Origin of the sequence: Thermanaerosceptrum fracticalcis (assembly GCF_000746025.2) — a bacterium.
Classification (GTDB): domain Bacteria; phylum Bacillota; class Peptococcia; order DRI-13; family DRI-13; genus Thermanaerosceptrum; species Thermanaerosceptrum fracticalcis.
Map to the genome: position 1 here is coordinate 434,638 of NZ_CP045798.1, position 14,758 is coordinate 449,395.

General features: G+C 48.8%; 11 protein-coding genes. All 11 read left to right on the plus strand.

All coding sequences use genetic code 11. From position 1 onward, the window contains the following. Nucleotides 1–3: 3 nt before the first annotated feature. The 11 genes from rsmH (at nucleotide 4) to murB (ending at nucleotide 14,746) form a co-directional block, all read left to right on the plus strand. Nucleotides 4–945, plus strand: a complete 942-nt coding sequence (gene rsmH, locus BR63_RS02300; RefSeq protein ID WP_034422729.1) for a 16S rRNA (cytosine(1402)-N(4))-methyltransferase RsmH — start codon at nucleotides 4–6, stop codon at nucleotides 943–945. Nucleotides 946–974: 29 nt separating this feature from the next. Further along, on the plus strand, nucleotides 975–1,496 hold the full coding sequence (locus BR63_RS02305) for a septum formation initiator family protein (protein WP_034422730.1): 522 nt from the start codon (nucleotides 975–977) through the stop codon (nucleotides 1,494–1,496). Nucleotides 1,497–1,509: 13 nt separating this feature from the next. Beyond that, nucleotides 1,510–3,654, plus strand: coding sequence for a stage V sporulation protein D (locus BR63_RS02310; protein ID WP_476718255.1), 2,145 nt, complete (start codon nucleotides 1,510–1,512; stop codon nucleotides 3,652–3,654). A gap of 386 nt (nucleotides 3,655–4,040) precedes the next feature. Then, nucleotides 4,041–5,537: a UDP-N-acetylmuramoyl-L-alanyl-D-glutamate--2,6-diaminopimelate ligase gene (locus BR63_RS02315; RefSeq protein ID WP_034422733.1), complete on the plus strand. Its 1,497-nt coding sequence runs from the start codon at nucleotides 4,041–4,043 to the stop codon at nucleotides 5,535–5,537. Nucleotides 5,538–5,552: 15 nt separating this feature from the next. Beyond that, nucleotides 5,553–6,959: a UDP-N-acetylmuramoyl-tripeptide--D-alanyl-D-alanine ligase gene (locus tag BR63_RS02320; RefSeq protein WP_034422734.1), complete on the plus strand. Its 1,407-nt coding sequence runs from the start codon at nucleotides 5,553–5,555 to the stop codon at nucleotides 6,957–6,959. Between the two features lie 67 nt (nucleotides 6,960–7,026). Continuing rightward, nucleotides 7,027–7,965, plus strand: coding sequence for a phospho-N-acetylmuramoyl-pentapeptide-transferase (gene mraY, locus BR63_RS02325; RefSeq protein ID WP_207724791.1), 939 nt, complete (start codon nucleotides 7,027–7,029; stop codon nucleotides 7,963–7,965). Nucleotides 7,966–8,091: 126 nt separating this feature from the next. Next, nucleotides 8,092–9,459: a UDP-N-acetylmuramoyl-L-alanine--D-glutamate ligase gene (murD, locus tag BR63_RS02330; protein WP_034422738.1), complete on the plus strand. Its 1,368-nt coding sequence runs from the start codon at nucleotides 8,092–8,094 to the stop codon at nucleotides 9,457–9,459. Between the two features lie 192 nt (nucleotides 9,460–9,651). Then, complete coding sequence (gene ftsW / locus BR63_RS02335) at nucleotides 9,652–10,749, plus strand: putative lipid II flippase FtsW (protein WP_034422739.1); 1,098 nt, start codon at nucleotides 9,652–9,654, stop codon at nucleotides 10,747–10,749. 119 nt (nucleotides 10,750–10,868) lie between these two features. Next, a complete protein-coding gene (murG, locus tag BR63_RS02340) occupies nucleotides 10,869–11,981 on the plus strand; it encodes an undecaprenyldiphospho-muramoylpentapeptide beta-N-acetylglucosaminyltransferase (protein WP_034422741.1) in 1,113 nt (370 codons plus the stop codon). 454 nt (nucleotides 11,982–12,435) lie between these two features. Further along, nucleotides 12,436–13,830 carry a UDP-N-acetylmuramate--L-alanine ligase gene (gene murC, locus BR63_RS02345; protein WP_153802094.1) on the plus strand — a complete coding sequence of 465 codons (1,395 nt, stop codon included), beginning with the start codon at nucleotides 12,436–12,438 and terminating at the stop codon, nucleotides 13,828–13,830. A 10-nt stretch (nucleotides 13,831–13,840) separates the two neighbouring features. Continuing rightward, entirely contained in the window at nucleotides 13,841–14,746 is a 906-nt protein-coding gene (gene murB / locus BR63_RS02350) for a UDP-N-acetylmuramate dehydrogenase (RefSeq protein ID WP_034422742.1), read from the plus strand. The last annotated feature ends 12 nt before the right edge of the window (nucleotides 14,747–14,758 follow it).

A 14,758-nucleotide genomic window follows, 5' to 3' on the forward strand; every position in this document is an offset into this window, starting at 1 on the left:
TAAATGAACTTTCAACACACACCCGTTCTTCTCCAGGAGGTACTGGATTACTTGGCCCCGCTCCCCGGCAAGATCATAGTGGACTGTACCCTGGGGGGAGGGGGGCACAGCAGTGAAATTCTCAAAAGAATCCTGCCGGGGGGAAAATTAATTGCTCTGGACCAGGACCTGGACGCCATCAAAGCGGCTGAAAAAAAATTGGAACCCTTTGGTAAAGATACTTTTATCATTGTCCACCGCAACTTTGTCCATCTCCAGGAGGTGCTCCGGGAAATAGCCGTAGACGGCGTAGATGGTATTCTCTATGACCTGGGCGTGTCCTCGTACCAGTTGGACGAAGCAGAACGGGGCTTCAGTTATCAACATGATGCCCCTCTGGATATGCGGATGGACAGAACGAAACCGGGCAGTGCCTATGACCTGGTGAATAAGGCTTCCCTGGAGGAGTTAAGTGAAATTATTAAAGAGTACGGGGAAGAACGCTGGGCTAGACGGATCGCGCAATTCATTGTCAAGGAACGGGAGATAAAGCCGCTAGAAACCACCGGGGAGCTGGTAGAGGTTATCAAAAAGGCCATACCCAGTGGGGCCAGGCGTGAAGGGCCTCATCCCGCTAAACGTACTTTTCAGGCTTTACGGATAGCTGTCAACAGGGAACTGGACATCCTCCCCGGGGCTTTTGCCGGGGGAATAGAGCGGCTTAAGCCTGGGGGAAGAATGGCCGTCATCACTTTTCATTCCCTGGAGGATAGGATTACCAAAGATACTTTCAAAGAATTGGCCAGGGGTTGTATCTGTCCCAAAGAGCTGCCTGTCTGTGTGTGTAATAACAAACCTAAAGTGAAAATTCTTACCGGCAAACCGGTTTTACCCGGTGAAAGAGAACTAAGAGACAACCCCCGGGCACGCAGTGCAAAATTACGGGTGGTGGAGAAGCTTTCATAAGTTCTAAAGGAGAGAGAAGGTGAATACCCTTGATACTAGCGACCAAACGGGCTGTCGGATCTGATTATGCTTACCAGCCTTATTACCGGGAAAAATTTGAGCAACAGAAACAAACAAAAGTCAGGATTAAAAAACGTCCTTCTCCCCTCTTAGTTGTAGTTTTGGGGATTTCTCTTATTGGTATCATGTTTTTCACCGGTCTGTCCTACACCTATCTGAAAGCACGGATAGCCCATCTCAACTGGCAAATAAGTCAGGGTAAAAAGGATATTGCGGCTATGCAAGTGCAGAATGAAAAGTTAAAATTAGAGATAGCAAGGCTTAAGTCTCTGGATCGTATTGAGAAAGTAGCTACTACTCAGATGGGTATGATTAAGAATCCCGGAGTAGAGTATCTGGCCATCAAAGCCACTACCACCAATACGTCAGTACCGGCTTCCCAGACAGTAAGAGAAATGCCCGCTCAAAATCCCGCAAATACTTCTCAGGACGGTATCATTACGGCCATTACAAAGGTCATATCAGAGAAGGCTGGAATAGGAAAAGGGTAAGACAGCATATGGAGTGAGGAAGTTGTCCAGTACAGTCACCATCCGTAAAAGGATTGGCATTATATTCTTGGGTTCCATGAGCCTTCTGTTTATCTTGTCCTTACGCCTGATTTGGGTGCAGTTTATCATGGGGCAAGAATTACAGCAAAAAGCCTTTGATGCGCGTTTCCGCAATGTGGAGGTTAAAGCGAAAAGAGGGGTTATTTATGATGCTAAGGGAAAACCCTTAGCTATTAGTGTTAGTACAGATTCTTTTTATGCCATACCTGCCCAGGTGAGAAAAGCCAACAAAGTCGACGAAACAGCTGCCAAGATATCCCAGATACTGGGCATGGACCAGGCCAAGGTCAAAGAATTGATTACCAAGCGCCAGGCTTTTGTCTGGATCCAGCGTCATGTTCCCGATGAGAAGGCCAAGGCCTTAAAAGCTTTGAATTTGGAAGGAATCAACTTTGTGGAAGAGCCTGAAAGGTTTTACCCTAAGGGACCGCTGGCCGCCCATGTCCTGGGATTTGCCGGTATTGACAATCAGGGGCTGAACGGTATCGAAATCACTTACGACAAAATTTTGAGCGGTATGCCGGGCACGATTATGGTGGAATACGATGCCAAAGGCCAGGAGATCCCCGATGCCCTGCACAAATATGTCCCGCCCCAGGACGGTAACAGTATCTACCTGACTATTGATGAAACCATCCAGTACATCGTGGAGCGGGAACTGGATGCCACTATGAAATTGAGAAATCCGAAGAGGGCAGGGGCTATTGTCATGGACCCCAAAACCGGGCGCATCCTGGCCATGGCGGCGCGGCCTGCTTTTGAACCTAATAAATACAAAGAATACGATGCCTCTGTCTGGCGAAATTTTCTTATTTCCGATGCCTATGAACCGGGTTCAACCTTTAAGACAGTTACAGCCGCCGGGGCCTTGGACGAAGGTGTGGTAAAACCGACGGACAGGTTTTATGACCCGGGATTTATTAAAGTGGGAAAAGAAACGGTCAACTGCTGGCGGAGGGGACGCCCCCACGGCAGTCAGAGTTTTGTGGAAGGGGTACAGAATTCCTGTAACCCAGTCTTTGTTACAGTAGGACTAAGAGAAGGTAAAGATGTTTTTTATCGTTACCTGTATGGCTTTGGGTTTGGGAAGAAGACCAATATTGAGCTGCCCGGAGAGGCTACAGGTATTCTTGTTCCCAAAGAACGGGCCAAGGATATAGACCTGGCTACCATGTCCATAGGGCAGGCCAATGCCGTAACACCTATTCAGTTAATTACAGCCTTTGCCGCTATCTCCAATGACGGCTGGCTTATGAAACCTCAGCTTGTTAAAGAGATTCGAGATAAAGATGGCAACCTGGTTAAGACCATTGAACCTGAAAAAGTCAGGCAGGTTATTTCCCCGGAAACTTCCCGTATGCTCCTGGAAATACTGGAAACAGTGGTGAGCCAGGGTACCGGCAAAAACGCTTATATCGAAGGGTATAGAGCCGGCGGTAAAACAGGAACAGCGCAAAAGATTATCCCCGGAGGCGGGTATTCCAGCACCGAGTTTATCGGTTCTTTTATGGGCGTGGCCCCGGTAAATGACCCCCGTGTAGTGGTTTTAGTCATTGTGGATTCTCCGCAAGGTATCTATTACGGTGGTCAGGTGGCTGCCCCTGTCTTCAAGAATATTGTGCGGGATACGTTGCGTTACCTGCAAGTTCCCGTCCAGGTGGAACCGGAAAAATTAACCCAAAATAACCAGAAAACAGTACGTGTTCCCAATTTGACGGGGATGGAGATCAAGGAGGCCCGCAACTCCCTGGAAAAATTAAAGTTAAAACTTGATATCTACGGCGATGGGACCAAGGTCAAGGCCCAGCTTCCGCTGCCAGGCAGCGAGCTACCGGAGGGCGGGAAGGTAATTCTCTATACCAGTGTGCCGGCGCACCAAGGCCAGCCGGAAACCGTGGCGGTGCCCGATTTAACGGGGAAGAATCTGGCGGAGGCCAAAGAAATTGTTAAGCTGTTAAACTTTAACCTGGAAGTTCAAGGGAGCGGGGTCGTGATTCGCCAGGAACCTGAACCGGGAATGCAAATTGCCATAGGCAGCACCATCACTGTGGTGATGGAGCCCCAATCTCAAACAACCATTGTACCTGCGGGACCGTAACCTGTACGCTTTCCGCTTACCGTTTTCCGACTTCCGATTTTTATGATATTCAACTTAGTAGAAAACTTGCCGCTAAGAGCGGTCTTTCTTTTAGCGAAAAACATCCACTCCGAACCGTCACTGCTAACGACTTCTGTTATCCGACTACCGATTACCGACTTCCGTTCTCCGACTGCCGAATTCCGACAATGCTGTACTAGAATGTGGACTAGGAAGCAACTAAACACGGAAATCGGATATCGGATATCGGGAGGCGAAGCCGTATTCGCAAAAAAAGACGTCGAATATCGGGAAGCGGGAAGCGTAGATCAGTTGCTGCTTACGTTACGGCACGGCGGGTAATACTAGACTTGTAGGAATAATTTACCAGAGAGGGGTGTTGAACTGTGAAGTTAACGGATCTTATCAAATATACAGAGGTTTTAGCCCAGGGGGGAGAAAGCAAAGGTGAAATTACAGATATTAGCTACGACTCCCGGGAGGCCGGACCCGGCTCTCTCTTTGTGGCCGTTCCCGGTTTTAAAGTCGATGGGCACAAATTTATCGGCGATGCTCTTAAAAAGGGAGCAGCGTCCGTGATGATACAGGATGAGGCATACCGGTCCGACGAGTATCCCTGGGTGTTGGTGGCGGATACCCGTAAAGCCATGGCCGATTTAAGCAGCGCTCTCTATGGTTTCCCCAGCAGAAGTATGAACGTCATCGGTGTCACCGGGACAAACGGGAAAACCACCACCACCAATTTAATCAGGGCTGTTTTATCGGATGCCGGGGAAAAGGTAGGTTTAATCGGTACCATCCATAACCGGATCGGCGAGGAAATCATACCTGTTCATCACACCACGCCGGAAGCACCGGATTTACAAAAGTTATTCAGGGAGATGCTGAATAAAGGCGTAAGTTATGTGGTGATGGAAGTCAGTTCCCATGCCCTGGAACTTCACCGGGTCCGTGGTACCGAGTATGATGTGGCTGTCTTTACCAATCTTACCCAGGATCATTTGGATTTTCACGGTTCCATGGAAAAATACCTGGAAGCCAAAGGTAAACTTTTTAGTGGTTTGGGGGTTAAATCCCAGAAGGAGAGACGAAAGTTTGCGATCATTAACCATGATGACCCCCAGGCAGGTTTTTTGATGGAAATGTCCAGATCGCCGGTCATTACCTACGGTGTCAAAACACCGGCCGATGTGACGGCTGAGGAGGTTAAAGTAACTGCCCAGGGGGTAAGTTATTTCCTACGTTATACCGACCAGCGGCTTCCGGTAAAATTAAGGCTGACAGGAATCTTTAATGTGTATAACTCTTTGGCCGCCATTGCCGTAGGTTTGGTGGAGGGGATTCCCATCACACAGATTATCGCCAGTTTAGAGAGAATACCGGGTATTCCCGGGCGTTTTGAGACTGTGGATGAGGGACAAAATTTCACAGTTATTGTTGATTATTCCCATACACCTGACAGCCTGGAAAACTGCCTGCAGACGGCCCGGGAATTTGCGGAAGGACGTATATTAACTGTTTTTGGCTGCGGTGGAGACAGGGACAGGACGAAACGACCCATTATGGGTGAGGTAGCCGCCAGGCTTTCAGATTTATGTATTGTTACCTCCGACAATCCCCGCACGGAAGATCCCCAGGCCATTATTGATGATATCGTGCCCGGGATTTTAAAAGTGGTGCAACCCGGTGAATTCCTGGAAATCCCTGACCGTAGAGAAGCCATCTACCAGGCCATTGGTGAAGCCCGGACCAAAGATGTAATCGTCATTGCCGGCAAAGGCCATGAAGATTACCAGATTATTGGTAAGGAAGTATTTCCTTTTGATGATCGTGAGGTGGCACGAGAGGCATTAAGGGCTAAAGGATGGGGCGCAAAGAAATAAAGGGAGGCTTGAGGGATGTATGGATTATCCTTGGCGAAAATCGCTAAGATAGTAAAGGGGGTGCCCCTGGGCGGTAACCAGTCCGTAGAACCCAGGGGAGCCAGTATTGATACACGAAAATTAAAGCAAGGTGAGTTGTTTTTTGCCCTGAAAGGGGAAAAGGTGGACGGACACAACTTTCTTGCCCAGGCCAGGGAGCAAGGTGCGGCAGGTGCCGTTGTGAATTACCGGCCGAGAGATTTCAACGATCCTGAATTTCCCCTGATCCAGGTGGAAAATACGGTAAAAGCACTGCAGCAGTTAGCCGTACATGTGCGCAAGGCTTTTGACGGGCCGGTTGTGGGCGTTACCGGAAGCACAGGTAAGACAACCACCAAAGATATGGTGGCTTCTGTCCTGGCACAAAAGGGGGAAGTGCTGAAAACAGCAGGAAATTATAATAATGAATTAGGTTTACCCCTTACCATTTTATCCCTTGAGCCGTCCCACTGGGCTATGGTGATTGAAATGGGCATGCGTGGTTTGGGGGAGATAGATTTTCTTTGCTGCATCAGTGAGCCTACCCACGGTATTATTACAAATATCGGTCATACCCATCAGGAACTTTTGGGTACCCAGGAGAAAATTGCCCAGGCCAAAGCGGAGCTCATATCCCACATTCCCGCCCAGGGGGGAATGATGCTGAACATTGATGATAAAGAGATTCTTAAGCCGTGGCTAACCAATGTCAGGAGCCCGCTCTTATGGTACGGGCTTGATCCTGCCTGTCATATCTGGGGGGATAGTATGGAGAACCTGGGTAAAGACGGTATTAAGTTTACGATTCATACCCAGGAAGGGCCCGGCGTAGATGTGACTCTGCCTGTTCCCGGCAAGCACAATGTACTTAATTCCCTGGCTGCCGCGGGCATTGCCCGGCAGTTAGGTCTTTCCTGGCAGGAAATTAAAGAGGGCCTGGAAAATACCAGGTTAAGCCATATGCGTTTAGAATTTATCAATATTCCAGAAAAAGGCATACAGGTAATTAACGACGCTTATAATGCCAATCCCAGTTCTATGGCAGCCGCTTTAGAAGTATTAAAATCTGCCGCGGGAAATGGCCGGGCCATCGCCGTACTGGGGGATATGTATGAATTAGGTGATTATGCGGAAGAAGGACATCTCCGGGTAGGCCATAGGGCAAATGAGTTGGACGTTGCATATCTTATTACCGTAGGTTCCCTGGGTTCCATGATCGCCCGGGGGGCTCAAGAGGCGGGGATGAACCCGGATAAAATAAAGACTTGCCAGAATAACGCCGAAGCATTATCCTACTTAAGGGATATATTAAAAACAGGTGATGTTGTTTTAATCAAAGGCTCCCGGGCTGTCAGAATGGAGGAAATAGTGGCAGGTATCCTGGAAGGCCAGGCCCTTCAGTAATGTAAGCGCTCTGTGTGGGCGATGGGGGTTAGATCTCGAGGAGGTTATTTTTGTGCAGGACGTTTTGATGGCAGGTATCATTGCGAGTGCCACCTGTCTGGTAAGTGGCCCTCTCTTAATTCCTTTTTTACGACGGCTTAAATTTGGACAGCATATACGTACGGATGGACCTAAAGGGCACTTACAAAAAGCCGGTACCCCAACCATGGGCGGTATCATGTTTTTTCTGAGTTTAACCCTGGGAACCCTCCTGGTCCGCGGCCTTACCACAGAGATCGCCATTATGCTTTTGGTAACCTTAGGTTTTGGTATCATCGGTTTTTTAGATGATTTTATTAAGGTTGTAATGAAAAGGCCCCTGGGATTAAAAGCCAGGGAAAAGCTTTTAGGGCAAATCATTTTAGCCGGTCTTCTGGCTTATGCAGCCATGGTGAACCTGGGGAGAGGAACAGAAGTCCTCATTCCCGGCACTGCTTTAAGCTTCTCTCTGAGCTGGTTATATATCCCTTTTGCCATCTTTGTGGTGGTAAGCGCCAGTAATGCCGTAAACCTGACCGATGGATTGGACGGCCTGGCGGCGGGTGTTACACTGTTTTCCGCCCTGGCTTACCTGTTGATTACAGAAGCCTGGGGTTTAGTAGATTTGAGCGTATTTAGCGGAGCCCTGGTAGGAACGTGTCTGGGATTTCTCTTTTTTAATATCCACCCGGCCCGGGTGTTCATGGGCGACACGGGATCCCTGGCTTTAGGCGGAGCCATTGGCGCTTTGGCGGTGGTTACGAAGACAGAGCTTCTTCTCCCCTTACTGGGAGGGATTTACGTTTTAGAAACCCTCTCCGTGATTATCCAGGTCATATCCTTTAGGCTTACGGGTAAGAGGGTCTTTCGTATGAGTCCCTTACATCATCACTTTGAACTATCGGGCTGGTCTGAACAGAGCGTTGTCCTGGTCTTCTGGACAGGAGCGGCGCTTTTTGCAAGTATAGCAGTAGCCATGGTGCTTTAAAGCAGGATTCATTGAGTGACCAGTGACCGAAATCAGTGACCAGTGACCCGTGACCTGTGACCAGTGAATTAACCGGACACTGGACACTGGACTCTGATCGCGAGTATTAAAAAAGGAGATTGTGGTATGGAAGTAAAAGGAAAAGTCGTTGTGGTCATCGGGGCCGGTAAGAGCGGTATGGCTGCCGCCCAGTTTCTGGCATCCCACGGGTCCCGTGTCTATTTAAATGATATTAAGACCCGGGAAAATTTAGAGGAAAGAAGTTTACATAACCTGGAGAAGATGGGTATAACACTCTTATTGGGAGCCCATGGGGATATTGCCGGATTGCAGCCGGATTTGGTGATCGTGAGCCCCGGTGTACCCCTGACCATTCCCCCTGTGGCTGAAGCCAGGGAGAGGAACATCCCGGTATGGAGTGAAATGGAACTGGCCTCCCGCTTTACTAAAGCGCCAATGGTTGTGGTGACAGGGACCAACGGGAAAACTACCACTACTGCTCTCATTGGGCAGATCATGGAAGATGCCGGTTTTAAGACTTTTGTGGGGGGAAACATCGGCGTTCCTTTTATCAGCGAAGCCGAACAGCTTCAACCTCAGGATGTGGCAATCCTGGAAGCCTCCAGTTTTCAATTGGAAACCACAGAATCCTTTAAACCTTTTATCTCCCTGATTTTAAACATCACACCCGACCACATCGACTGGCACGGCTCCTTAGAAGGCTACATCAAAGCTAAGGCCAAGATATTTGCCCGCCAGGATGAAAAGGACTGGCTCATTCTTAACGGGGATGACCGGGAGACCCGGGCTTTGGCGGGTCTAGCCAAGGCGAAAGTTCTATTCTTCAGCCGCAAGCATATCTTAGAAGAGGGTATCTGTGTGGAAAACGGCTACCTGGTGGTAAAACTTGAGGGTAAGACTGTACCGGTAATCAAACCGGAAGAAATCTTCATCAAAGGCAGTCACAACCTGGAAAATGCTCTGGCAGCAGTGGGGGCAGGGTGGCTCATGGGAGTTTCCGCGGAAAGCCTGGAGAGGAGCCTGCGTACCTTCCCGGGGGTGCCTCACAGGCTAGAACCGGTTTTAAACATTGATGGCGTGAGATACATCAATGACTCCAAGGGGACAAATCCCGATGCCTCTATTAAAGCGCTGGAGGCCTATCCCGACCCTATCATTTTGATAGCGGGGGGAAAAAGCAAGGGCAGTGATTTTACCTCCTTTGCGGAAATGATCAAAGATAGAGTCAAAGCCCTTGTCCTGGTGGGCCAGGCTGCGGGCGAGATTGAGGAAGCCGTGAAGAAAACCGGTTACTACAACTATTACCGGGTGGAAACTTTTAAAGATGCAGTATATAAAGCCCGGGATTTGGCAAATCAAGGCGATATCGTTTTACTTTCACCGGCTTGTGCCAGTTTTGACATGTTTAGAAGTTATGAACACCGGGGAGAAGTGTTTAAAGAATTAGTGCATGAGCTGGCGAAAAACGACTAACGACTTCCGACATCCGCTTTCCGACCTCCGCTTAGCTAAACATTGGCGATCAAAGTCCGGTGACCAGTGAAGGAAACCGGGTAAGCGCTAACTGAAAAGCCTATTACTAATTAAGCACTATCCGATAGCGGATATCGGTAAACGGTAAGCGTCTGAAAGTAATGCTCCGAAGACAGGAGTGGGAGGATTGCTATGGGTTTTAAGAAGGGCTCGCCGGACATCATCATATTTTTTACCGTTATGCTGCTTTTGGCCCTGGGGATTATCATGGTTTTCAGTGCCAGTTATTACGATACGCTGGAAAAGGATCCCTATTTTTATGTGCGGAAGCAGATGACCTGGGGAATTATCGGTGTTATCGCCATGATTATTATGATGAAAATCGATTATTTTCGCTTAAAACCATTGATCAATCTGGCTTTTGTCGTGACACTTATTCTGCTGGTTCTTGTACTCATTCCCCACGTGGGCGTAGAGGTCAAAGGTTCCCGGCGCTGGATTAACTTGGGCTTTACCAACCTTCAGCCCTCGGAAATTATGAAACTCTGTATGGTTATGTTCGTGGCCAAAGGATTGAGCAGAATTGGGCCTCGGATTAAAAACTTCATGCTGGGGCTTGGTCCCTACCTTTTATTAATCGGCCTGGTAGGTGGTTTGATTATGCTGGAGCCTGACCTGGGCACCACCGTGGCCATCGCCGGAACCACAGTAGTCATGCTTTTTGCTGCCGGGACACGCTGGGCTCATTTGTTATTCTTAGGTTTCTGCGGTGTAGTGGGGGTAGCCGCCCTGATTATCCAGGAACCTTACCGTTTAAACCGTATTATAGGCTATTTAGATCCCTGGGCTCACGCCTCCAAGGAAGGGTATCAAACCGTCAACTCTCTTTATGCCCTGGGTTCCGGTGGTTTATTTGGTATGGGCTTAGGTAACAGCAGGCAAAAACTGGATTTTTTGCCTGAGCAGCACACAGACTTCATTTTTGCTATTCTGGGAGAAGAACTGGGCTTTGTCGGTGCCTTTTTTGTTATCCTGCTCTTTTTCCTCCTGGCCTGGCGGGGATACAGGATTGCCCTGACCTGCCCCGATGCTTTTGGCAGTTTCTTAGCGGTGGGGATCACGACGATGATTGTGTCCCAGGCCTTTATGAATATGGGCGTAGTCACAGGGCTTTTGCCCGTAACAGGGATCAGTTTACCCTTTATCAGTTACGGTGGTTCCTCACTCTTATTCTCCATGGTGGGGATCGGTATTCTCTTAAATATCTCACGCTACAGCAACAGTCCATGAACCAGGGCTTAGGCCCTGGGCTTTTTAATTTAGTTGTTAGTTGATAGTTGGTAGTTGTTAGCATATTATATTAGGTGGTATAGTGACTAACAACTACCAACTCGAACGGAGTGAGCTACATGCGTGTCATTTTAACGGGCGGGGGTACGGGTGGTCATATTTATCCGGCTATTGCCATCGGTCAGGCCATTTTAAAAGAATGGCCCAAAACGGAAATCCTTTTTGTGGGGACGAAAGAAGGTTTAGAAAGCAAGATCGTCCCGGAAACAGGACTGGCTTTTAAAACAGTGGATGTGGAAGGCTGGCGGCGCCAGCTGTCGTTTCAAGTCTTCAAAGCAGGCTGGAAAGCGTTACTGGGGACACGCCAGGCCGCCCGCATCATTCGTGAGTTTTCGCCGCAGATAGTGATAGGGACGGGAGGGTATGTTTGCCTCCCCGTAGTATGGTCTGCCGCCAGGCAAGGTATCCCCACTGTCATCCATGAGCAGAATGCCCTGCCGGGGTTAACCAATAAATTTTTGTCCCGCTGGGTGGAAAGAATTCTTCTCACCTTTCCCGAATCGGAGAAAGCTTTTCCGCCCAAGGTGAAGAGCAAACTAAATCTCACGGGGCTGCCCGTGAGGCCCGTGATTTTACAGACTACACGGGAAGAAGGCTTGAAGTATTTTAACTTTTCCCCCCATAAGCTGACGCTCCTGGGAGTAGGAGGGTCCAGGGGGGCCAAAAGTATTAATCAGGCTTTTGTGTATGTGTTAAAGAGGTTAGCCTCCGACTCCAGGGTTCAGGTTATCCATATCACCGGCCAAAGCGGTTACGAGGAATTCAAGAGAGACCTGGCCGCGGCAGGTATAGACCTGGCGAATTGTGGAAATATTACTATAAGACCCTATCTTTCCCAAATGGAGTATGCCCTGGCCTGTGCCGACTTGTGTGTCACCAGGGCGGGGGCTACTTTCCTGGCGGAGATGACGGCCAAAGGAGTACCGGCCGTTTTAATACCTTACCCTTTTGCTGCGGAAAACCACCAGGAATACAATGCCAGGGCCCTGGTCCATGCAGGTGCTGCGGAAATGATTTTAGATAAGGCTCTCACGGGACAAATACTCCTAAAATCTGTTCAAGGAATTCTTTTTGCTGAAAACAGGAGAAAGCAAATGGCCGTGGCCAGCAAAAACGCAGGAAAACCTGACGCAACCGAGAAGATATTACAGGTAATTAGAAGCTTAGTATAATCTTGGGTGCGATCCCCGCTCCCAGTCTCCTGACGCCCGAATTCAGTGACCAGTACCCGGTGACCGGTTAACGATTTCCGCTATCCGATTTCCGACACCTGAAAAACCACTAGTAACTAATAACTAGTAACTAGTAACTGGCCCGGGTAACGGGCAGCGAGTAACTTCCAGGGGGGGACAAGCTTAAGGTATAAGAATGTCTGCCTCTGTAACACCTTATTAGGATCCTGCATATATAGTAAACTACGAGTGGGTAGGGCGTTTTATTTTTTTAACGGTTAACAGTTAACGGTTCACGAAGCCGCACAAGCGTTTTTTATTCTTTTTCCCTATCCCCAATTCCCGTACGGGAAATATTTTTCCGGGTAGCGGGAAGCGGGTAGCGGAGAGCGAAAGCCGTGAAGCGGCTTTTTTATCAGACAGCACAAGGAAACACGGAAGGGGATGAAAACCAGTGACGGATAAGCAATGGATGCACTTTATTGGCATCGGTGGCGCCGGAATGAGTGGTATAGCTAAGGTCTTGTTGGAACTAGGATATAAAGTTTCAGGTTCTGATTTAAGCAGTTCAGAGGTCACTAAAAGGTTAGAAAGCATGGGTGCCTCTATTTACCGGGGACACCAGGAGAATAATTTAGACAAAAGAGTAGACACAGTTGTGGTATCTTCCGCCGTACCCAAAGATAATCCAGAGGTGGTGAAAGCACAACGATTAGGGATCCCAGTCATACAGAGGGCGGAAATGCTGGGACATCTGATGGATTTGCAAAAAGGCATAGCCGTAGCGGGAGCCCATGGAAAAACAACAACGACTTCCATGATCTCCCTCATATTTGAGAAAAATGGTTATGACCCCACCGTGGTGGTGGGGGGTGAACTGAACGATATAGGTGGAAATGCCAAATTAGGCACCGGAAAATACCTGGTGGCCGAAGCGGATGAGTCCGATGGTTCTTTTTTAAAACTGAAACCAACCATTACCGTGGTTACCAATGTGGAAGATGACCATTTGGATTACTACGGTACACGGGAAAACATTCAAAAAGCCTTCCGGGAATTTATCATCCGGACACCCAAAGAGGGCTTTTCCGTACTTTGCCTCGATGACCCAGTGCTCTCCAAAATGATTCCCCAGCTTAAGGGAGAAACCCAAATCATTACCTACGGGTTTACTCCAGAGGCTCACTTTACCGCCGTAAATATTAATTTGGATGGGATAACTACCAGCGCCACAGTGCTGCAGCAGGGAAAGGCCCTGGGAGAAATATTCCTCAACGTACCCGGGAAACATAATGTCTTGAATGCCTTAGCGACAGTAGCCGTGGGTATTAACTGCGGGCTTACCTTTCAAGAGATCGTGAATGGTCTCCAGTCTTTCCACGGGGTACAGAGACGGTTTCAACATGTTGGCCGGGTCAACGACATTCAGGTAGTAGATGACTATGCCCATCATCCCACGGAAATAAAAGCAACCTTGGCGGCGGCCAGGACCACCAGACCTAAGCGTGTGGTGGCTGTCTTCCAGCCCCATCGTTTTACCCGGACCCAGCTTTTGGCCCATGAGTTCGGTACGGCTTTCACAGATTCCGATATACTGATTCTTAACGAAATCTATCCCGCCGGGGAAAAGCCTATTCCAGGCGTCAGCGCTCAGCTTATCGCCGAGCAGATCAGGGCGCAGACCTACCAGACCTTGGAATACATAGCGGATAAAAATGATATTACGAAAAGACTGCTAGAGATTGTACAGCCAGGTGACCTGGTCTTAACCCTGGGAGCGGGGAACATCTGGACCGTGGGCCAGGAACTGGTCCGGGCCTTGAAGGAAAAAGAGACAGCAAAAGCTTGAGGAGATAACGATGGATACAGGAGAGCTTTACCAAAAGCTAAAAGAAGCAGGCCATTTTGAGATTCGCATGAATGAACCCCTAAGTAAACATACGACCTGGCGTGTAGGCGGTCCGGCGGAAATCATGTGCCTGCCGGAATCACCGGAGGACTGTGCTGTAATTTTGAGAATAAGTTCTACATACCAGATTCCTGTTACGCTTCTTGGTTCCGGTTCCAATGTGCTGGTGTCCGACCGGGGACTCAAGGGTGTAGTTATCAAAACAAAAAAGCTAAAAACAATAGTCTGGGATGGGATGCGGGTCACCGCAGGGGCAGGTGTATCCTTGCCTTTTTTGTCTCAGGAGGCTTATAAAAAAAGCCTGGCTGGACTGGAGTTTGCCGCAGGTATCCCGGGAACTTTAGGAGGAGCGGTCATCATGAATGCAGGAGCCCACGGCTCCTCCTTGAGTCAGGTGGTTTCCCGGGTAACCACGCTCACTGAAGAGGGAAGGTTTAAAATATATGCTAAAGACGCACTAAAGTTTAATTACCGGAGCAGTATTTTAAAAAATAAAAAAGAACTTGTGGTGGAAGTGAATTTAACTTTACAGCCCGGTGACCCTGGGCAGATGAAAAACTCTATGGAGAAATATTTGCGGGAACGTGAGGCCAAACAGCCTCTCCACCTTCCCAATGCGGGAAGCGTGTTTAAAAATCCTCCGGGGGACTCGGCGGGGCGCTTGATTGAGGCTGCGGGGGCTAAGGGCTGGCGCGTAGGGGATGCCCAAATTTCGGAAAAACATGCTAATTTTATTGTGAATTTAGGCAAAGCCAAAGCCGCGGATATTATCCAGTTAATTGAGGAGGTGCAAAGAACAGTTCAGGAAAAATTTTCGATAACCCTGGAAACTGAAGTGATCTTCTTAGGAATTTAGGCATCTGGGGGT

Bases quoted from the DNA above. Each gene is read 5' to 3' on its own strand.
- rsmH (WP_034422729.1), top strand. From the start codon at position 4: ATGAACTTTCAACACACACCCGTTCTTCTCCAGGAGGTACTGGATTAC.
- BR63_RS02320 (WP_034422734.1), top strand. From the start codon at position 5,553: ATGTATGGATTATCCTTGGCGAAAATCGCTAAGATAGTAAAGGGGGTG.
- mraY (WP_207724791.1), top strand. From the start codon at position 7,027: ATGGCAGGTATCATTGCGAGTGCCACCTGTCTGGTAAGTGGCCCTCTC.
- murD (WP_034422738.1), top strand. From the start codon at position 8,092: ATGGAAGTAAAAGGAAAAGTCGTTGTGGTCATCGGGGCCGGTAAGAGC.
- ftsW (WP_034422739.1), top strand. From the start codon at position 9,652: ATGGGTTTTAAGAAGGGCTCGCCGGACATCATCATATTTTTTACCGTT.
- murG (WP_034422741.1), top strand. From the start codon at position 10,869: ATGCGTGTCATTTTAACGGGCGGGGGTACGGGTGGTCATATTTATCCG.
- murB (WP_034422742.1), top strand. From the start codon at position 13,841: ATGGATACAGGAGAGCTTTACCAAAAGCTAAAAGAAGCAGGCCATTTT.